17 protein-coding genes and 1 pseudogene are annotated in these 18413 nt (G+C 66.1%); 9 read left to right on the top strand and 9 right to left on the bottom strand.

Annotation, left to right across the window (positions count from 1 at the left end):
• Positions 1 to 44: 44 nt before the first annotated feature.
• The 3 genes from B3349_RS19340 to B3349_RS19330 all read right to left on the bottom strand — a co-directional run bounded on the left by B3349_RS19340 (position 45) and on the right by B3349_RS19330 (position 2021).
• A complete protein-coding gene (locus tag B3349_RS19340) occupies positions 45 to 1235 on the bottom strand; it encodes an acetyl-CoA C-acyltransferase family protein (protein WP_280012986.1) in 1191 nt (396 codons plus the stop codon).
• A 155-nt stretch (positions 1236 to 1390) separates the two neighbouring features.
• Positions 1391 to 1861 (bottom strand): Cu(I)-responsive transcriptional regulator, encoded by a 471-nt coding sequence (cueR, locus tag B3349_RS19335; RefSeq protein WP_291591198.1) that lies wholly within the window; start codon positions 1859 to 1861, stop codon positions 1391 to 1393.
• Positions 1824 to 2021: a heavy-metal-associated domain-containing protein gene (locus B3349_RS19330; protein WP_291591196.1), complete on the bottom strand. Its 198-nt coding sequence runs from the start codon at positions 2019 to 2021 to the stop codon at positions 1824 to 1826. Before B3349_RS19330 ends, cueR begins: the two co-directional genes overlap by 38 nt.
• A 384-nt stretch (positions 2022 to 2405) precedes the next feature.
• Between B3349_RS19330 and B3349_RS19325 the strand changes: the two genes are divergently transcribed.
• Entirely contained in the window at positions 2406 to 4112 is a 1707-nt protein-coding gene (locus B3349_RS19325; RefSeq protein ID WP_291591195.1) for a methyl-accepting chemotaxis protein, read from the top strand.
• Between the two features lie 93 nt (positions 4113 to 4205).
• Here B3349_RS19325 and gstA read toward each other — a convergent pair whose 3' ends face one another.
• Positions 4206 to 4814 carry a glutathione transferase GstA gene (gene gstA / locus B3349_RS19320; RefSeq protein WP_291591193.1) on the bottom strand — a complete coding sequence of 203 codons (609 nt, stop codon included), beginning with the start codon at positions 4812 to 4814 and terminating at the stop codon, positions 4206 to 4208.
• Between the two features lie 387 nt (positions 4815 to 5201).
• Between gstA and mnmG the strand changes: the two genes are divergently transcribed.
• From mnmG to B3349_RS19290, 6 genes are all read left to right on the top strand, one after another.
• Entirely contained in the window at positions 5202 to 7175 is a 1974-nt protein-coding gene (mnmG, locus tag B3349_RS19315) for a tRNA uridine-5-carboxymethylaminomethyl(34) synthesis enzyme MnmG (RefSeq protein WP_291591191.1), read from the top strand.
• A complete protein-coding gene (gene rsmG / locus B3349_RS19310; protein WP_291591189.1) occupies positions 7172 to 7834 on the top strand; it encodes a 16S rRNA (guanine(527)-N(7))-methyltransferase RsmG in 663 nt (220 codons plus the stop codon). The genes mnmG and rsmG overlap by 4 nt, the downstream gene beginning before the upstream one ends.
• 87 nt (positions 7835 to 7921) lie before the next feature.
• Complete coding sequence (locus B3349_RS19305) at positions 7922 to 8536, top strand: LysE family transporter (protein WP_291591188.1); 615 nt, start codon at positions 7922 to 7924, stop codon at positions 8534 to 8536.
• Positions 8537 to 8547: 11 nt separating this feature from the next.
• Positions 8548 to 9324, top strand: coding sequence for a ParA family protein (locus B3349_RS19300; protein WP_291591186.1), 777 nt, complete (start codon positions 8548 to 8550; stop codon positions 9322 to 9324).
• Between the two features lie 49 nt (positions 9325 to 9373).
• On the top strand, positions 9374 to 9943 hold the full coding sequence (locus B3349_RS19295) for an RBBP9/YdeN family alpha/beta hydrolase (protein WP_291591184.1): 570 nt from the start codon (positions 9374 to 9376) through the stop codon (positions 9941 to 9943).
• Between the two features lie 3 nt (positions 9944 to 9946).
• Positions 9947 to 10870, top strand: coding sequence for a ParB/RepB/Spo0J family partition protein (locus B3349_RS19290; protein ID WP_291591182.1), 924 nt, complete (start codon positions 9947 to 9949; stop codon positions 10868 to 10870).
• Between the two features lie 105 nt (positions 10871 to 10975).
• Here B3349_RS19290 and B3349_RS19285 read toward each other — a convergent pair whose 3' ends face one another.
• Together B3349_RS19285 and B3349_RS19280 are read right to left on the bottom strand one after the other, a co-directional pair.
• Positions 10976 to 11806: a hypothetical protein gene (locus B3349_RS19285; RefSeq protein WP_291591180.1), complete on the bottom strand. Its 831-nt coding sequence runs from the start codon at positions 11804 to 11806 to the stop codon at positions 10976 to 10978.
• A 63-nt stretch (positions 11807 to 11869) separates the two neighbouring features.
• The gene (locus B3349_RS19280) at positions 11870 to 12469 is read right to left on the bottom strand and encodes a tetratricopeptide repeat protein (protein ID WP_291591178.1); all 600 of its coding nucleotides are present in this window, start codon (positions 12467 to 12469) and stop codon (positions 11870 to 11872) included.
• Positions 12470 to 12755: 286 nt separating this feature from the next.
• On the opposite strand from B3349_RS19280, the pseudogene B3349_RS19275 reads away from it, so the two are divergent.
• Positions 12756 to 13505 (top strand): annotated as a pseudogene (locus B3349_RS19275) (class I SAM-dependent methyltransferase); the annotation flags it as partial.
• 189 nt (positions 13506 to 13694) lie between these two features.
• Here B3349_RS19275 and B3349_RS19270 read toward each other — a convergent pair.
• Positions 13695 to 14588 (bottom strand): AraC family transcriptional regulator, encoded by an 894-nt coding sequence (locus B3349_RS19270; RefSeq protein WP_291591176.1) that lies wholly within the window; start codon positions 14586 to 14588, stop codon positions 13695 to 13697.
• Positions 14589 to 14653: 65 nt separating this feature from the next.
• Between B3349_RS19270 and B3349_RS19265 the strand changes: the two genes are divergently transcribed.
• On the top strand, positions 14654 to 15943 hold the full coding sequence (locus B3349_RS19265) for an MFS transporter (RefSeq protein ID WP_291591174.1): 1290 nt from the start codon (positions 14654 to 14656) through the stop codon (positions 15941 to 15943).
• Between the two features lie 95 nt (positions 15944 to 16038).
• Here B3349_RS19265 and B3349_RS19260 read toward each other — a convergent pair whose 3' ends face one another.
• Together B3349_RS19260 and B3349_RS19255 are read right to left on the bottom strand one after the other, a co-directional pair.
• Positions 16039 to 17055, bottom strand: coding sequence for a Bug family tripartite tricarboxylate transporter substrate binding protein (locus B3349_RS19260; RefSeq protein ID WP_291591172.1), 1017 nt, complete (start codon positions 17053 to 17055; stop codon positions 16039 to 16041).
• Between the two features lie 66 nt (positions 17056 to 17121).
• Positions 17122 to 18330 carry a CaiB/BaiF CoA transferase family protein gene (locus tag B3349_RS19255; protein WP_291591170.1) on the bottom strand — a complete coding sequence of 403 codons (1209 nt, stop codon included), beginning with the start codon at positions 18328 to 18330 and terminating at the stop codon, positions 17122 to 17124.
• Positions 18331 to 18413: the final 83 nt, after the last annotated feature.

Genomic DNA, 18413 nt, shown 5'->3' with positions numbered 1-18413 from the left:
CCCCTGGCAGCAACGCGGGGTCCAGCCCCCGCGCCGGGCAGGCGTCAGACGCGCTCGAAGATGGCGGCAATGCCCTGGCCGCCGCCGATGCACATGGTCACCAGTGCATAGCGGCCACCGGTGCGGTGCAGCTCGTAGACCGCCTTGGTGGTGATGATGGCGCCGGTGGCTCCCACCGGGTGGCCCAGCGAGATGCCCGAGCCATTGGGGTTGACCTTGGCGGGGTCCAGCCCCAGTTCCTGGATCACGGCGCAGGCCTGGGCGGCAAAGGCTTCGTTGGCCTCGATCACGTCCATGTCCTGGATCTTCAGTCCGGTGCGGGCCAGCACCTTCTGGGTGGCGGGTACCGGGCCTATGCCCATATAGGCCGGCTCCACGCCGGCGTGGGCATAGCCCACCAGGCGGGCCAGCGGCTTGACGCCCAGGGCCTGCACGCGATCGCCGGCCACCAGGGTGACGGCGGCGGCGCCATCGTTGATGCCCGACGCATTGCCAGCCGTGACCGAGCCCCCTTCTTTCTTGAACGCGGGCTTCATGCCCGCCAGGGTCTCCAGTGTGGTCGCCGCACGCACATGCTCATCGGTGTCGAACAGCACCGTGCCCTTGCGGCTGGCGATTTCCACCGGAACGATCTGCTCCTTGAAGCGGCCGGCCTCGATGGCGGCCGCCGCGCGCTGCTGGCTCAGCACGGCCAGTTCGTCCTGCATGCTGCGGGAGATCCGGTAGCGCTCGGCCACGTTTTCGGCCGTGATGCCCATGTGCATTTTCTGCCAGGGGTCGTGCAGGATGCCCAGCATGTAGTCGATGCTCTTGGCATCTCCCATGCGCTGGCCCCAGCGCGACGCCTGGTCGAAATAGGGACCGCGGCTCATGGATTCCGCGCCGCCGCCAATCGCCACATCGCAGTCTCCCAGGGCAATGGCCTGGGCTGCGGACACGATGGCCTGCAGGCCGGAGCCGCACAGGCGGTTCACATTGAAGGCCGGGGTTTCGATGGGGCAGCCGGCATCGATGGCGGCCACGCGCGACAGGTAGGCATCCTTGGTGTCGGTGGGGATCACATTGCCCATGACCACATGGCCCACGGCATCGGGGGCGATGCCGGCGCGGGCGATGGCCGCCTTCACGGCGGTGGTGGCCAGCTGGGTGTTGGGCACATCCTTGAGGCTACCGCCGAAAGTGCCGATGGCGGTACGGGCTGCGCTGACGAGGAAAACCTCGCGGGTCTGGCTCATGCTTGTCTCCTGAGAAATGGGTCGGGGTGCTGGCGCGGCCTCGCTGTGCCGGGTCCAGCCGCAAATTGTGCGTTTGCACATTGGAAATGCAAAGCCCCGCCGCCCTGGTCATCTGCGTGACCGGATGCGGCGGGGCCGTGGGTGTGGTGGTCCCGTCAGTGCGGGGGGGCGAGTTCCGGTGCGGCCAGATCGTCCAGGATGGGGCAGTCCGGGCGGTCATCGCCCCGGCAGCAGGACACCAGCGACTGCAGGCTGCGCTGCATGGCCTGCATGGCGGCAATGCGCTCGCCCAGCTCGGCAATGTGCTGCTGGGCAATCTGCTTGACCTGGGCGCTGCTGCGCGCCTGGTCGCGCCACAGGCCCAGCAGCAGGCTGATCTCTTCCATGGAAAAGCCCAGGTCGCGGGAGCGGCGAATGAAGCGCAGCGTGTGCACGTCGGCCGGACCGTACTGGCGGTAGCCGCTGTCGGTGCGGGCCACTTCGGGCAGCAGACCCAGCGATTCGTAATGCCGCACCATGCGCGCCGACACGCCGGCCAGGCGTGCGGCGTCGCCAATGGGCACCGGCCAGTGGGCCGGTGCCGCCGCGTCAGGCGGCGACCTGGTAGCCTTCTTCGGCGATGGCATGGCGCAGGGTCTCGCGTTCGGCGGCGCTCTGCACCACCACTTTCTTCTGGGCCCGGTCGATCTGCACCTGTGCCGACGCATCGACTTCGTGCACCGCATTGGTGACGGCGCGCTCGCAATGGCCGCAGGTCATGCCTTCAACGTGAAATTCATGTTCCATGGTGGTTCTCCTGAGAAAAAAGAGGCGGACCCGGATGGGTGTGGTGCCTGGGATGGGTCCATGATGAACCTTCACATGATGGCAAAGTCAAGCCGGTTGTGCCGCCACCTGCCATGACGGGGATGGTTTCACGTGAAACCATGGGGGATGGGTGGCTATGCTGCACTGCACAAAAGATCGGAGGAAGCTGCACGGGCAACTGAAACCCCGTATTCCCGGGGAATTCCCGTCAGTTTCCCCAGGCCACAAAGGGTCGATGTCTGGCAAACTTTGACACTTCTATCCAGAATTTGCATTTATTTGCAATATGACGCCGACGGACGTGGAAATCCTGTGTGTTCAGCTGGATCCGTCTGTTGCTCAGTGCTTTGGAGGTTTGCGGTCATGAATGTGTTTGCACTCATGCGGGGTTTCACGATCAGGTTGCGCATGTTGGGCGCCATCGCGGTGGTATTGGTACTGCTGGGCATGCTGGGAGGGGCCGGGATGTGGGGCATGTTCCGCATCCAGGACATGAGCCAGGATTTCCGTCAAACCTCGTACACCAAGGCCCAGCACCTGTCCCAGCTGCGCGCCAGCCTGGGGCTGGTGCGGCAGCACGAAAAGGACATGATCATCCAGTACGAAAACCCGGAGCGCGTGACCAAGGCCAAGGAGTCGTGGCTCAAGGGGCTGGAGCAGGTCAAGGCCGTGTCCCAGAAGTTCGTGGGTGAAGTCAGCGATGCCGACGACGCGCTCGTGCAGGAGCTGATGCAGCGCATGGACAACTACCAGAAGCAGTTCGAGCCGGTGGTACGCCAGCTGGAAGCCAATGGCTATGACACCGCCACCATCGCCTACCGCATGGGCAACAAGGCCATGGCCGAGCTGGTGGAAGTGGACAATCTGGTGCAGAAGCTGGCTCAGGTGCTGCAGGACGAGGCGGATGCTGCACAGCGCAACGAAAGCGAAGCCGCCACACAGACCCAGTGGCTGTTCCTGCTGTCCGTGGTGATCACGGTGCTGGTGGTGGCCCCGCTGACGCTGCTGAACATGGTGTCCATCTGCCGCCCGCTGGAAGTTGCCCGCCGCATGGCGCTGGCCATTTCCAAGGGCGATCTGTCCCAGCAGATGCAGGTGGAAGGCAAGGATGAAGTGGCGGATCTGCAAACCGCGCTCCAGGAAATGCGCCGCAGCCTGAACCAGATGGTGGGCCAGGTGCATGACGCCAGCGGCAACATTGCCACGGCCAGCCAGGAAATCGCCATGGGCAACACCGATCTGTCCAGCCGCACCGAGCAGACCGCCAGCAACCTGCAGCAGACCGTGGCGTCGCTGATGCAGCTGACCTCCACCGTGCAGCAGACCGCGAGTTCGGCCCAACTGGCCAACCAGCTGGCGAGCTCGGCCAGCGACACCGCACTGCGCGGCGGCGCCATCGTCCAGCAGGCGGTGCAGAGCATGCAGGACATCTCCACCTCCAGCCGCAAGATCAGCGACATCATCGGCCTGATCGACTCGATCGCCTTCCAGACCAACATCCTGGCGCTGAATGCGGCCGTGGAAGCCGCCCGTGCCGGCGAGCAGGGCCGTGGCTTTGCCGTGGTGGCCGGGGAAGTGCGCCTGCTGGCGGGTCGCAGTGCCGAAGCCGCCAACGAGATCAAGCGCCTGATCCAGACCAGCGTCAGCGCCGTGGATGGCGGCGTGCGCCATGTGGAAGAGGCGGGTCTGAACATGCAGGAAATCGTCGACAGTGTCCGCCGGGTGGGCGACATCATTGGCGAGATCACCGCAGCCTCGAACGAGCAGTCGTCTGGCATCGGTCAGGTGAACCAGGCCGTGGGCGATATCGACCGCATGACGCAGCAGAACGCTGCGCTGGTGGAAGAAGCCTCGGCCGCCGCCGATTCGCTGCGCGACCAGGCGGGTCGCCTGGCCCAGGTGGTCAACCAGTTCCACCTGGATCAGAGCCTGCAGGTGCAGCACGGCAGCCGTGCGCCGGTCGCCGCGATCGGCAGCCTGCCAGGTGCCGGCCGACCGGTGGCGGCGCCGCGCGCACAGCCCAAGGTGGCGGCAGCCCAGCGCAAGGAAGAGCGTGCGCTGCTGAGCTGATCGGCTCCCGGCACAAAAAAGGCCTCCAGCTGGAGGCCTTTTTTCATGGGTGGCAGTGCTGCACGGTCGGTGCACCTGCCCTTGCGCGGCGGCTTATTTGGCCAGGCCTTCGGCGCGCAGGGCGGCCTGCACGGCAGGGCGGCTGCCCACACGCTGGCGGTAGGCCTGCAGCTGCGGCAGGTCGCCCAGTTCCAGACCCACATGCTGGGCCCAGTTGGAGACGGTGAACAGATAGGCATCGGCCACGCAGAACTGGGCGCCGGTCAGATAGTCCTTGCCGGTCAGCTCTTTTTCCACCCACGCGAAGCGCTTGCGCAGCTGGGCCAGGATGGTGGGCTTGTAATCGGCGGGGGTGTTGGGGTTGAACAGCGGGCCAAAGCCCTTGTGCAGTTCGGTGCCGATGAAATTCAGCCATTCCTGCACGCGGTAGCGCTCCAGGGTGCCGCTGGCGGGAATCAGCTGCTTGGCAGGCACCTGGTCGGCGATGTACTGCACGATCACCGGGCCCTCGCGCAGGGTCTGGCCGTTGTCCAGCACCAGGAAGGGCACATAGCCCAGCGGATTGATGGTGTAGAAGTCCGTGCCATCCTGCAGTGTGTGGCTCTTGGTGCTGGCCAGGATGGCTTCGTAGGGCAGGCCGGCTTCTTCCAGCACGATATGGGGAGACAGGGAGCAGGCGCCGGGGCTGTAGTAAAGCTTCATGGTGTGTGGCATGCCCACGCAGGGCAGGGGTTGAACACAGTTGCACATGCTAAATCGCCGCACGCCTGGCTGCCAAATCCCTGCTGGACACAAGGCCGGGCGCACGGGTGCGCTGCACTGTTTCACGTGGAACACGTCCGGGGGTGGACAAGGCCCGCAGCGTCGAGGCCCGGTGAAAACCGCGGTTCCGGCCTGGGCGAAAGACAAGGCGGGCAAAGGGTGGGAAAATCAAGGGTTTGCACGCGCCTGCACATTGGATGCAGCGCGGAATGCCGGGGTGACAGCGCGTAAGGCCTGCACAGACGCCGGCGGCAGTGGCAGCCTGTTGCCTGCACTGCCAAGACCTCGGGTGGCATGGCGATGCCGCCCGCGACGGAGTTGAAGAACATGCTGTACCCCCAAGAATTTGATGTGATCGTCGTCGGCGGCGGTCACGCCGGCACCGAGGCCGCACTGGCTGCCGCCCGCATGGGCTGCAAGACCCTGCTGCTGTCCCACAATATCGAGACCCTCGGTCAGATGAGCTGCAATCCGTCCATCGGCGGTATTGGAAAAGGCCACCTGGTCAAGGAAGTGGACGCCATGGGCGGCGCCATGGCCCTGGCCACCGACCAGGGCGGCATCCAGTTCCGCATCCTGAACAGCTCCAAGGGCCCGGCCGTGCGTGCCACACGTGCCCAGGCAGACCGTATCCTGTACAAGGCGGCGATCCGGGAGATGCTGGAGAACCAGCCCAATCTGTGGCTGTTCCAGCAGGCGGTGGACGACCTGATGGTGGAGGGCGACCGCGTGGTGGGCGCCGTCACCCAGGTGGGTATCCAGTTCAAGTCCAGGACCGTGGTGCTGACGGCCGGCACCTTCCTGGATGGCAAGATCCATGTGGGTCTGGACAACTATGCGGCAGGCCGCGCGGGCGATCCGCCTGCGGTCACGCTGTCGGCGCGCCTGAAGGAGTTGAAGCTGCCCCAGGGCCGCCTGAAGACCGGCACGCCGCCGCGCATCGATGGCCGCAGCATCGACTTCAGCCAGTGCACCGAGCAGCCCGGCGACGGCATGCCCGGCGGCATGAACGAAGGCCATGTGCCGGTGTTCAGCTTCCGCGGCAATGCCGCCATGCACCCGCAGCAGATGCCGTGCTGGATCACGCACACCAACGAACGCACACACGAGATCATCCGCAGCGGGTTTGACCGCAGCCCGATGTTCACCGGCAAGATCGAAGGGGTGGGGCCGCGTTACTGCCCCAGCGTGGAAGACAAGATCAACCGCTTTGCGGACAAGGACAGCCACCAGATCTTCCTGGAGCCTGAAGGCCTGACCACGCACGAGTACTACCCCAACGGCATCTCCACCTCGCTGCCCTTCGACATCCAGTACGCGCTGGTGCGCAGCATGAAGGGGCTGGAGAATGCGCACATCCTGCGCCCCGGCTATGCCATCGAATATGACTACTTCGACCCCCGTGGCCTGAAGAGCAGTTTCGAGACCCGCCAGATCCAGGGCCTGTTCTTTGCGGGGCAGATCAACGGCACCACGGGTTACGAGGAAGCCGCGGCCCAGGGCCTGTTCGCCGGCATCAACGCCGGTCTGCAGGCGCGCGGTCAAGGCCCATGGATGCCGCGCCGCGACGAAGCCTATCTGGGTGTGCTGGTCGACGACCTGATCACCAAGGGTGTGACCGAGCCCTACCGCATGTTCACCAGCCGCGCCGAGTTCCGTCTGCAGCTGCGTGAAGACAATGCCGATATGCGCCTGACCGAAGCCGGCCGCCAGCTCGGCGTGGTGGGCGATGCGCAGTGGGAGCTCTTCAACCGCAAGCGCGATGCTGTTTCACGTGAAACAGAACGCCTGAAGGCCACCTGGGTGAATCCGCGCAATCTGCCGGCAGCCGAGTCCGAGCGCGTGCTCGGCAAGAGCATCGAACACGAATACAACCTGTTCGACCTGCTGCGCCGCCCGGGAGTGGCATACGCCAGCCTGGTGGGCATGGACGGCGGCAAGTACGAAGCCGCCGAGGTATCGCGCGAAGCGCTGGGCGACCTGCACGACGATGTGCTGGAACAGGTGGAGATTGCCGCCAAGTATTCCGGCTACATCGATCGCCAGAAGGAAGAGGTGCAGCGCGCTGCACACTACGAATCGCTGAAGCTGCCGGCCGAGCTGGACTACATGCAGGTGGCGGCCTTGTCGATCGAAGTACGCCAGAAGCTGCAAAAGCACCGGCCCGAGACATTGGGTCAGGCCTCGCGCATTTCCGGCGTCACGCCGGCCGCCATCTCGTTGCTGATGATCCATCTGAAGAAGGGCGGCTTCAAGGGCTTTGCACCCGCAGCTGCTGCCGGCACGGAGCAACAGGCATGAGCGCGGCATTGCGGTCCCAGCTGGAGCGGGGCGCCCAGCAACTGAACCTGGGCCTGGGTGTGGCACAGATCGACACCCTGATGGCCTTCCTTGACCTGCTGCAGAAGTGGAACAAGGTCTACAATCTGACGGCCGTGCGCGATCCGCAGGAGATGATGACCCACCACCTGCTGGACAGCCTGGCCGCCGTGCCCGCACTGCGACGCCATGTGGCCAGCCTGGGACGCCAGCCCGGCGAGCGTGTGGCGCAGCTGGACGTGGGTTCGGGCGGGGGGCTGCCGGGGGTGGTGTTTGCCGTGTGCTGCCCGGAGGTGGATGTGCACTGCGTGGACACCGTGGCCAAGAAGGCGGCGTTTCTGCAGCAGGTGGCCGTGTCGCTGAAGCTGCCCAACCTCAAGGGCATCCACGCCCGGGTGGAAAGCCTGAAGGGGCCGTACGACATCGTCAGCTGCCGGGCCTTCGCCTCGCTGATCGACTTCACCACCTGGTCGCGGGCTGCCATCGCGCCGCAAGGCATCTGGTTCGCCATGAAAGGCAAAAAACCCGATGACGAGATGGCTGTGCTGGGCGCCGATGTGCAGGTGTTTCACGTGGAACACTTGGAGGTTCCCGGCCTGGATGCAGAGCGCTGCATCGTCTGGTTGCGCCCCATTGGCTGAGCGCGCTGGTTCAGTGGTTGCAGTTGGAAGCTGCACTGCAAGCAGCGGTCGCATAAACTCGGCGCTTTGATAGAGCAGGGTACATGCATGCTGGGCGTGGCTGATTACGGCGCTTTCGTTGTCGCCATTCTTCTTTTTCTCCTCATTCCCGGGCCGGGCAATCTGGCCTTGATCACCTCCACAGGCCAGGGCGGCGTGGGTGCCGGCATGGTCACCGGGCTGGGCGTGATCGCCGCGGACCAGGTACTGATGTGGCTGGCGGTGGCCGGTGTGTCGGCCTTGCTGGCCGCGCATCCGGCGCTGTTCCATGCGGTGCAGTACCTGGGGGTGGCCTATCTGGGCTGGCTGGGCTGGCGCATGCTGCGGGCCCAGCCCGGCGATGCGCCGGTGCTGAAGATGGCGCCACGCCAGTACTTCCGCCAGGGCGCACTGATCACCTTGCTCAACCCCAAGGCCATCGTGTTCTACATGGCGTTCTTCCCGCTGTTTGTCGATCCTGCCCAGCACCGGGGCGTGCTGACCTTTGCGGTCATGGCCGCCACGGTGGCGTTGCTGACGGCGCTGTACAGCGTGGTGGTGGTGCTGCTGACGGCCCGCATGGCCCAGCGTCTGCGGGCCAATCCCGTGGTGGTGCGTGTGCTGAATAAGACAGCAGGTGTGTTTCTGATCGGTTTTGGCCTCAAGTTGGCCATCTCCAAGTAAGCTAAAAAACTATGGCCAAAATCTTCTGTGTCGCCAACCAAAAAGGTGGCGTCGGCAAAACCACTTCGGCAGTGAATCTGGCAGCCGGTCTGGCCAGCATCGGCCAGCGCGTGCTGCTGGTCGATCTGGATCCCCAGGGCAATGCCACCATGGGCTCGGGCGTGGACAAGCGCGCCCTGGAGCTGACGGTGTATGACGTGCTGCTGGAAAACGCCTCCGTCAAGGAAGCCGCCGTGCATTCCGAGCAGGTGGGCTACCACGTGCTGGGTGCCAACCGCGAGCTGTCGGGAGCCGAGATCGAGCTGGTGTCGCTGGAGCGCCGTAACGAACGCCTCAAGGGCGCGCTGAATACCGTCGATGGCGATTACGACTTCGTGCTGATCGACTGCCCGCCTTCGCTGTCCATGCTGACCTTGAACGGCCTGTGCTCGGCCCACGGCGTGATCGTGCCCATGCAGTGCGAGTACTTCGCGCTGGAAGGCCTGACCGATCTGGTGAACACCATCAAGCAGGTGCACGCCAACATGAACCCGGACCTGCAGATCATCGGCCTGCTGCGCGTGATGTTCGACCCCCGCACCACCTTGCAGCAGCAGGTCAGCGACCAGCTCAAGGACCACTTTGGCGACAAAGTGTTCGACACTGTCATTCCCCGCAATGTGCGCCTGGCCGAAGCCCCCAGCTACGGCCTGCCGGGCGTGGTGTTCGACCCGTCCGCCAAGGGCAGCAAAGCCTTCATCACCTTTGCCAAAGAGATGGTGGGCCGCATCAAGAAGATGCGCGTCTGAACATGAAGACAACCAGCTGCCGCGGCCCTTTCCGGGCGCGCCGGCAGCGATGAAAAGCGAAGCAATGGCCTCTTTCACCCCTTCGGATGTGCTGCTGCTGCCTGGCTGGCAGAACTCCGACGCCGACCACTGGCAAAGCCGCTGGGAACAGCGCTACGGTTACCAGCGCCTGGAGCAGCACGATTGGCAGCGCCCGCTGCGCGGTGACTGGTCGGCGCGGCTGCAGGAGCATCTGGTCGATGCCCCGGCGCCGGTGGTGCTGGTGGCACACAGCCTGGGCTGCATTCTGGCGGCCTGGTGGGCGGCCCATTCGCCGCTGGCACGCACCCAGGTGCGCGCGGCCTTGCTGGTGGCCCCGGGCGACGTGGAACAGCCCGATCTGCGCCCGCAGCTGCCGGGCTGGTCGCCGGTGGCCCTGCAGACCCTGCCTTTCCCGACGGTGCTGGTGAGCGGCAGCAACGACCCGTATTGCGCCCAGGCGCGTGCGCGGCAGTTCGCCCAGGCCTGGGGCAGCCAGTGGGTGGATGCAGGCCCTGCGGGCCATATCAACACGGCCAGCGGGCTGGGCGACTGGGATGCCGGCCACGCGCTGCTGCAACAACTGATGAAAGACAACTGAACCATGGCAACCAAGAAACCCAAGGGCCTGGGACGTGGCCTGGAAGCACTGCTCGGCCCCAAGGTGGATGACAAGGCGGCCCAGGCCGACGCCGTGCAGACCGGCCAGCCCAGCACGCTGAACCTGGACCAGATGGTGGCCGGCCAGTACCAGCCGCGCACGCGCATGGACGAAGGCGCGCTGTATGAGCTGGCAGAAAGCATCAAGGCCCAGGGCATCATGCAGCCCATCCTGGTGCGCCTGCTGGGCCAGGGAGCGAACGCCGGCAAGTACGAAATCATCGCGGGCGAACGCCGTTTCCGTGCTTCCCGGTTGGCAGGTCTGGACAGCGTGCCGGTGCTGGTGCGGGACGTGCCGGACGAAGCCGCCGCCGCGATGGCGCTGATCGAGAACATCCAGCGCGAAGACCTGAACCCGCTGGAAGAAGCCCAGGGCCTGGCGCGCCTGGTGCAGGAGTTCGGCCTGACGCATGAACAGGCTGCCCAGGCCGTGGGCCGCAGCCGCTCCGCCGCCTCCAATCTGCTGCGGCTGCTGAACCTGGCAGATCCGGTGCAGACGATGCTGATGGCCGGCGATATCGACATGGGCCATGCCCGTGCACTGCTGGCACTGGACAAGGCCGGCCAGATCACGGCCGGCAACCAGATTGCGGCACGCAAGCTGTCGGTGCGCGAGGCCGAAGGCCTGGTCAAGAAAATCACCGAAGAGAACGACGGTACGGCCGCAGCCAAGGCCAGGAAAGTGTCCAAATCGCGCGATGTGCAGCGCGTGGAAGAAGAGCTTTCCGATCTGCTGATGGCCCAGGTGGAAGTGCGCGTCAAAAAGCGCGTGAAGCGCCACGGCAAGGTGCAGGACATGGGCGAGGTGGCCATCCAGTTCGGATCGCTGGACGAGCTCAACGGGCTGATCGAACGCCTGCGCGGCTGATCCTGGCCCCGGCCGAATGCGGGAAATGCTCCCGCATCGCCCACCACCAGCCGATAAAAAAAGCCTCCGGATGGAGGCTTTTTTTGTGGAGCGCCGGGCGCTTGCTTACTTGCCGACCTTCAGCTGGCCGCCGCGGCCCAGGCCGCCCTTGACTTCCTGCGCCTTGTAGTTGCGCAGCGACACCACCATGTTGTTGTAGGCATCCATGAAGGCGGCCACGGTGGCCTTGCCTTCCGGCGAGCGCGAGAAGCCGCCCAGACCGGCCGCAGCGCCACCGCCCAGGCCGCCCAGCGCGGCACCGAAGTTGGTGGCGGTGGCATTGCCTTCGGAGATGGAGATCTGCACGCCCGAACGGATGTCGAACATGCTCAGCGTGACCACGGAGGCCTTGCTCTGCATGGCACCGCCCACCAGGGCGCCGACACCGCCGAACAGGCCGCCCACGCCCGCGGCGAGCTGGCCGGTGGCGTCGTTGTCAATGATGATCGACGGCTCCATGTAGTAGTCAGCCGCCACGCGCTGGCCCTTTTGCTGCTTGGAGCCGGCGCGGAATTCACCGGAATTGCGTTGCTTGTCGGTGATGGCCGAGATCTTGCTTTCCGTGCGGTTGTTGCCCACCGAGGTGATCACGAAGCAGTTGGACTGCTGCACGGCCAGGCGGATCAGCGGCTCGATGGTGGTGATCTTGGTGGCAGCGCCAAAGCTGGCATACCACTCCTTGTTGCGGCCATCGTCCACGGCCAGGGTGCCCAGAGGCGCATCGCAACGCTCCAGCGTCGGGTTGGCATTCACGCTGCTGGCGCCACCTGCCGCACCCGTGGCGGCCGTAGGGGCCGTGCCCGTGGAGATGGTGCCGCCGCCAGGGGTGACACACCCGGCGAGGGTCAGCGATGCGGCGATGGCAACCCAGCGCAGGGCGGAAGTGGTCTTGGACATAAAGAGAAGGCTCGCTAAGAAAAAGAGTGGATGAAAAGCGGAGGACCAGCAGGCCGCTGCGCGTCAGCGCAGATTCCAGCCGGAGGAGCTCCAGACCCAGTAATACGGCGCGCTGTAGTACCAGCTGCCCCAGGATTTGCGGTAGGCGTCGCGGATTTGGTAGAGGCGCTGCTCGTCCTGCTTGGCCGCCTGGGCCTCCTTGAGCAGCTTCTGGGATTCCCGGTCGCCTCGGGCGGCGGCGCGGCTGAGCCAGGATTCGGCTTCTGCCGGATCTGCGCCCATCTCTTCCACACCGGTCAGGTACATGCGCCCCAGTGCCACCTGGGCCGGCAGGTGGCCACCATCGCCGGCCTTGCGCAGCCATTCGATGGCCTGGTAGCTGTTGCGCTCCACGCCATCTCCGCGCAGCAGGCGCATGCCCAGGTCATAGGCGGCTCGGGGGTCGCGCTCGGCCAGTCGGGTCAGGGCCTGCATGCGGCGTTCTGCTTCGGCATCCACCGGGGTGCCCTGGAAGGTGGTGGTGCTGCGGTGCTGGTCCGCGCAGACATTGCCCTGGCAGATACGCACGGTTTCCGGCCGCGCAGTCTGCTCCGCAGGAGATTGTGCGGCGCAGCCCACCAGTGAAAGCGCAAGCAACGAGCCGGTCCACAACATTGGGTGCATGGTGTCTCCTGAAGGAAAAAATCTGTCGGTGGAAAGATCGAAACCGCTGATAGTAACAAACGCAATCAATTGCTATTCACGTTGTAAAACGTGAATATGCCGGAGAACGCCGTCGCTTGCCAAGGCACCGCAAGGTGCGGTGCGGCAGCCGGAACCAAGAGAATGCAGTGGTATTCAAGCCTGCACGGCCCTGGAGCGCCGTGAACTGGGTGCGGGAGCCGATGCCGCGTGGCTGTCTGTTGCTATCCTGTGCTGTTACCAATTTCTACCTTTTGCTGTTGCATCCATGCCTGCTTTTTTTCCATTTCTCGCGCGGAGCTGGCCCTTGCCGGCCCTGCTGGCCTGGGCCGCAAGCTGGGCGACCTTTGTGGCGCTCGGGCGTGTGCTGCCGGTCTGGCTGGCGCTGTGCGTGGGCTGTGCCGTAGGCACGGTGGCCAGCCTGTGGGGCCACAGCTGGTGGCGCCGCTGCATGATTGCGCTGGGCTTTCCGCTGTCGCTGGCGGTGGTCGGCGTGGTGGGCCTGCCCGCCTGGGCCTGGCTGGTGCCGCTGGTGTTGCTGCTGCTCGTCTATCCGCTCAATGCCTGGCGGGATGCGCCGGTGTTCCCCACGCCGGCGGGCGCGCTGGATGCTCTGCCGCAGCATGTGCCGCTGCCCGATGGCGCCCTGGTGCTGGATGCCGGCTGCGGCATGGGCGACGGCCTGCAGGCACTGCGCGCCGCCTATCCCCGGGCGCAGCTGGAGGGGCTGGAGTGGAGCTGGCCGCTGCGCTGCGTGAGCGCGTTGCGCTGTCCCTGGGCCAAGGTGCGCCGTGGCGACATCTGGGCCGAGGACTGGGGCGCCTACGACATGGTCTACCTGTTCCAGCGGCCTGAAAGCATGTCCCGCGCTGCGCTCAAGGCCGAGGGCGAGATGTACTCGGGCAGCTGGCTGGTGAGCCTGGATTTTGCCGTGCCGGATGTGGAGGCGCGTGCATCGCTGCCCGCCGCAGGCCACACCTTGCACATCTACCAGCTGCCGCTGTGGCCAGATGCGGCCGAAGCCGTGCAGCAGGCGCTGGATGCGCACCCGCCTTCACCGGAAGAGCAGGCCTGGAGCGCCATCTACCCGCACCGCCAGCCCCCGCGGCTCAAGCACCGTCCGCCCCCACCGCCACCGCAGCGCAACCGCTGGGGATTGCGTAAATAGGCCGCCCCCTTCATTGCGGGCAGGCTTGCGGACGCGGGTTCAATTCCCGCCGTCTTCCTGGCCGCTGTGCAGGCCAAAGAAGCGTGCCGGCGCCATGCCCATGGTGCGCTTGACCATGGCGCTGAAGGCACTGGGGCCATAGCCCAGCGAGGTGGCAATGTGCTGGATGGAATGCTGGCGTGCCGCCATGGCCACGGCCTTGGTCAGCACCACCTGCTGGCGCCATTGGGTGAAGGTGCATTCCAGTTCCTGGCGGAACAGGCGCGCCACGGTGCGCGGGCTGGCGCCGGTGTCGCGCGCCCAGTCTTCCAGCGTGGCGTAGCGCGTGGGGTCGGCCAGCACGGCCTCGCACAGGCCGCGCAGGCGCTTGTCCTGTGGCAGGTTTACCCCCAGTTGCACGGCGCTGGCGCGGCGCAGCTCGTCCAGCAGCAGGGCGCTCAGATGGTGCTCGCGCGCACGGTCCTGCGGGCTGAGCTGCAGGCGGTCGTCGGGCAGGGTGGGCAGTTCGCGCACCACGGCGCGCAGCAGGTCGGAGGCATTGAGCACGCGGCACTGGCGCCAGGCAGCTTCTTCCTGCCGGCTGACGCCGGGGCCGCAGCGGCCGTCGGGCTGGTAGAAGTACAGCGTGCGCAGGTCCGCATCGCCCACCATGGTGACGGCGTGTTCCATGTCCGGCGGCACCCACAGCGCGCGGGAGGGCGGCACGATGTACGTTCCTTGCGCTACCGTCAGGCGGATGGTGCCGGTGGTGGAGATGGCCAGCTGCGCCCAGGGATGGCGGTGGGGCTTGACCTGGGTGTCCCCCGCCAGCCAGCGGCACTTGGCGCGCACCGGCCGCTGCACCGTGGGCACATAGAGATGGGGCGTGAGCGTTTCCACATAGGTGGACGCTTTGCCGGCGCGCAGCGGCGCCGTGGGGGCAATGCTTGGCATGTTGGCGACAGGAGTTGGCTGGCTATCGTAATGCGGACGTTGCCCGTGTGCCTAAGATCACCCCCATGACTGCCTCTGCCACCTCTTCCGCCACGCCGCCGGCCGCTGACCTGCGCCAGGACGCCCGCACCATCGGCCTGATTGGCCTGGCCCATGGGTCCTCGCACTTTTTCCACCTGCTGCTGCCGCCGCTGTTTCCCTGGTTGATTGCCGACTTCGGCTACAGCTATTCGGAACTGGGGGTGATGGTGTCGCTGTTCTTCATCGTCTCCGGCACCGGGCAGATGCTGTCCGGCTTTCTGGTGGACCGGGTGGGGGCCCGCCCGGTGCTGTTCGCCGCGCTGGGCAGCTTTGTCGTGGCCGGGGTGGTCGCCAGCACGGCGCAGAACTACGCCATGCTGCTGCTGGCCTCGCTGTTTGCGGGCCTGGGCAATGCGCCCTTCCACCCGGTGGACTTCACCATCCTGAACAAGCGGGTCTCGCCCCAGCGCATCGGCCACGCGTTCTCCATGCACGGCCTGTCGGGCAATATCGGCTGGGCCACCGCGCCGGTGTTCATGGCTGGTATCACTACCGCCACCGGATCGTGGCGTGTGGCCTGCCTGTGCGGCGCGGCGCTGGCGGCCGTGGTGCTGGCCGTCATGCTGGTCAACCGCCGCTGGCTGGACGATCGCGATCCTGCGGCCATTGGCAACCAGGCCAAGCCCGCCGCCACCCAGGCCGCTGCGGCCGCCAAGCCGGAACACGCCATGGCGTTCCTGAAGCTGCCTTCGGTGTGGCTGTGCTTCTCGTTCTTCTTCTGGAGCACCTGCGCCATGAGCGCCATCCAGAACTTTGCCAGCCCCTCGCTGCGCGCCGTCTACGGCCTGCCGCTGAGCGTGACGGCATTGATCGTCACCGGCTACATGCTGTGCGGTGCCCTGGGCATGCTGATTGGCGGTTTTCTGGTGGGCCGCGTGCAGCGGCTGGAGAAGGTGATTTCGATCTGCATGCTGGGCTCGGCCCTGCTGCTGGCGCTGGTGGGCACGGGCTGGCTGCCGGGCATGGGCGCGGTGGTGGTGGCCTCGATTGCCGGCCTGGGCACCGGGCTGGCCGGCCCCTCGCGCGACATGCTGATCAAGCGTGCAGCCCCCGAAGGCGCCACGGGCCGGGTCTACGGCACCGTGTATTCGGGCCTGGACCTGGGCTTTTGCGTGGCTGCACCGGTGTTTGGCTGGATGCTGGACCACCACATGTACCTGGGCATCTTCTTCGGATCGGCCACGGCCCTGGCACTGAGCGTGGTTTCGGCCCTGGTGGTGGGCGATGGTGTGCACAAGCGCAAGCAGGGCGCGGTGGCCGCACGCACCGTCTGAATGCACGGGGAACGTTCGGCACCATGAAAAAAGGGAGCGCTTCAAGCGCTCCCTTTTTTTGTCATGGACTGCTCCGGTGCAGTCTGTCGAGCGGCTTATTGCGCGCTGATGCCCTTGTCGTTGGCGATCTTGCTCCAGCGGGCAAAGTCGTTGGCCAGACGTGCCTTCATGGTGGCGCCGTCCTGGTAGCGGGCGATGGCGCCGGCGGCCTGCATCTTGTGCTGCAGCGCCGGGTCGGCGAGCACCACCTTCAGTTCCTTGTTCAGGCGGTCTACCACGGCCTGGGGTGTGCCCAGCGGGGCCACCAGGCCGCCCCAGGTGTCGGCATCGAAACCGGGGAAACCTTGTTCGGCCACCGACTTCACGCCGGGCAGCAGCAGCTTGGCCTGGTTGGAGCTAACGGCAATCGCACGCAGCTTGCCGGCCTGGATGTGGGGCAGGGCGGCGACCACGTCGGCAAACATCACCGGGATCTGGCCACCGATGAGATCGGTCACCGCCGGGGCGCTGCCGCGGTAGGCCACGTGCTGCATGTCGAAGCCGCCCAGGTCCTTGAGCTGCTCCATCGACAGGTGGCCAAAGCTCCCGGTGCCCGAGCTGGTGTAGTTCAGCGAAGGCTGGGCCTTCTTGGCGTAGGCGATCAGGCTGGGCAGGTCCTTCACATCGGGCAGCACGCGCGGGTTGACGATGATGGCCATGGGCAGGTCGTAGACCGTGGCCACGGGCAGGAAGTCCTTGCGCACGTCGTACAGATTGTTCTTGAACAGCACCGGCGCCAGCAGCGCCGGCATGCCGAACATGGACAGGGTGTAGCCGTCGGCAGGCGACTTGATGAAGCTGGCCGTGCCGATGGAGCCCGAGGCGCCGGCGCGGTTCTCGATGATCACGTTCTGGCCCAGGCGCTCGGACAGGCTCTGGGCCACCAGGCGGGCGGCCGTGTCGGTGGGGCCGCCGGGGGGGAAGGCCACGACCAGCTTGATCAGCTTGTCAGGCCAGGCGCCGGCGGCCTGTGCCGGGGCGATCAGGCCGCCGGCCAGGGCTGCGCCGCAGACCAGCAGGGCGCTGCGGCGGGTGAAGGTGGAAGCAGTGGTGCGCGAAGGGTTGCGTTGCATGGTTTGTCTCCAGAGGGCAAGCAGGGGGGATGTTGGTCTTATAGGGAAAAGAAAGCGGAACCGGTGTCAGAGCACGTGCTGTGCACGCAGCGCGGCCACGGCCTCGGGGGCCATGCCCAGCAGCTCGTGCAGCACCTCGTCGGTGTGCTGACCCAGGTGGGGCGGCGGACGGCGCACCGGCAGGCGCTGGCCGTCCATGGCATAGGGGGGCGCCAGCACGGCCTGGGGGCCGGCTTCGCTGTCGTCGAAGTGGTGCAGCAGGCCGGCTTCCTGCGTGCGTTCGGACTGCAGGGCATCCAGCAGGCCGAACACTTCGCCGCAGGGGATCTGCGCGGCGCGCAGCCTGTCCAGCAGCTCGGCACGGCGGAAGCGCAGCAGCGCGGCTTCGATCAGGGGCATCAGGGTGGTGCGGTGGGCCGAGCGGGCCACATTGGTCGTAAAGCGCTCGTCGGTGGCCCATTCGGGCTGGTTGATCACGTCTTGGCAGAAGCGCACGAACTGGCCGTTGTTGCCCACGGTGATGACCAGCGGGCCGTCGGCAGCCTCGAACACGCCATAGGGCACGATGGAGGGGTGGGCATTGCCGAACTTGGGGGGATCTCCGGCCTTGAGCAGCGCTTCCATGCCGTAGTAGCTGGTGATCATCAGCCCGCAGTCGTACAGCGCCATCTGCACATGGCGGCCCGTGCCGGTGCGTTCGCGCTCCAGCAGCGCAGCCAGAATGGCCTGGGCCGAGTACATGCCGGTGAACATGTCCACGGCGGCCACGCCAAATTTCAGCGGACCCTGGCCGGCCTCGCCGTTCATGGCCATGATGCCGCTTTCGCCCTGCACCACCAGGTCATAGCCGGGGCGCTGGGCCTCGCCGCCGCTGCGGCTGTAGCCGGAAATCGAGCAGTACACCAGGCGCGGGTTCAGGGCCGACAGCTGTTCGTAGCCCAGGCCCAGTTTCTCTGCGCCGCCGACCTTGAAGTTCTGCACCACCACGTCGCACTGCGCGGCCAGATCGCGGGCCAGCTGCAGGCCGGCTTCGGACTGCAGGTCCAAGGTGATGGCGCGCTTGTTGCGGTTGGCGCTGTTGAAGTACGAGGTGTTGCGCGTGCCCACGCGCACTCCCCAGTCGCGGGTGTCGTCGCCGCGGGCCGGGTGTTCGACCTTGATCACATCGGCGCCAAAGTCGGCCAGGGCCATGGCGCACATCGGGCCGGCCAGCACGCGCGACAGGTCCAGCACGCGGATGCCGGCCAGGGGTTGGAGGGGGGAGGAATTGTTCATGCCTGCTTGTCTCATCGCCCGGGGTACGGGCGGCAGATGGTTCAAGCCGCTGATTTTCGATATGTTTAATTATTTTGACAATT

Source organism: Comamonas sp. UBA7528 (assembly GCF_002479375.1).
In the GTDB taxonomy this organism is placed as follows: Bacteria; Pseudomonadota; Gammaproteobacteria; order Burkholderiales; family Burkholderiaceae_C; genus Comamonas.
The sequence above is the reverse complement of the archived record's forward strand: the minus strand, read 5'-3'. Positions and strand labels throughout refer to the sequence as shown.

Excerpts from the sequence above, each read along its gene's own strand:
- B3349_RS19340 (WP_280012986.1), bottom strand. The coding sequence starts at position 1,235 with ATGAGCCAGACCCGCGAGGTTTTCCTCGTCAGCGCAGCCCGTACCGCC.
- cueR (WP_291591198.1), bottom strand. The coding sequence starts at position 1,861 with ATGCCATCGCCGAAGAAGGCTACCAGGTCGCCGCCTGACGCGGCGGCA.
- B3349_RS19330 (WP_291591196.1), bottom strand. The coding sequence starts at position 2,021 with ATGGAACATGAATTTCACGTTGAAGGCATGACCTGCGGCCATTGCGAG.
- B3349_RS19325 (WP_291591195.1), top strand. The coding sequence starts at position 2,406 with ATGAATGTGTTTGCACTCATGCGGGGTTTCACGATCAGGTTGCGCATG.
- gstA (WP_291591193.1), bottom strand. The coding sequence starts at position 4,814 with ATGAAGCTTTACTACAGCCCCGGCGCCTGCTCCCTGTCTCCCCATATC.
- mnmG (WP_291591191.1), top strand. The coding sequence starts at position 5,202 with ATGCTGTACCCCCAAGAATTTGATGTGATCGTCGTCGGCGGCGGTCAC.
- rsmG (WP_291591189.1), top strand. The coding sequence starts at position 7,172 with ATGAGCGCGGCATTGCGGTCCCAGCTGGAGCGGGGCGCCCAGCAACTG.
- B3349_RS19305 (WP_291591188.1), top strand. The coding sequence starts at position 7,922 with ATGCTGGGCGTGGCTGATTACGGCGCTTTCGTTGTCGCCATTCTTCTT.
- B3349_RS19300 (WP_291591186.1), top strand. The coding sequence starts at position 8,548 with ATGGCCAAAATCTTCTGTGTCGCCAACCAAAAAGGTGGCGTCGGCAAA.
- B3349_RS19295 (WP_291591184.1), top strand. The coding sequence starts at position 9,374 with ATGAAAAGCGAAGCAATGGCCTCTTTCACCCCTTCGGATGTGCTGCTG.
- B3349_RS19290 (WP_291591182.1), top strand. The coding sequence starts at position 9,947 with ATGGCAACCAAGAAACCCAAGGGCCTGGGACGTGGCCTGGAAGCACTG.
- B3349_RS19285 (WP_291591180.1), bottom strand. The coding sequence starts at position 11,806 with ATGTCCAAGACCACTTCCGCCCTGCGCTGGGTTGCCATCGCCGCATCG.
- B3349_RS19280 (WP_291591178.1), bottom strand. The coding sequence starts at position 12,469 with ATGCACCCAATGTTGTGGACCGGCTCGTTGCTTGCGCTTTCACTGGTG.
- B3349_RS19270 (WP_291591176.1), bottom strand. The coding sequence starts at position 14,588 with ATGCCAAGCATTGCCCCCACGGCGCCGCTGCGCGCCGGCAAAGCGTCC.
- B3349_RS19265 (WP_291591174.1), top strand. The coding sequence starts at position 14,654 with ATGACTGCCTCTGCCACCTCTTCCGCCACGCCGCCGGCCGCTGACCTG.
- B3349_RS19260 (WP_291591172.1), bottom strand. The coding sequence starts at position 17,055 with ATGCAACGCAACCCTTCGCGCACCACTGCTTCCACCTTCACCCGCCGC.
- B3349_RS19255 (WP_291591170.1), bottom strand. The coding sequence starts at position 18,330 with ATGAACAATTCCTCCCCCCTCCAACCCCTGGCCGGCATCCGCGTGCTG.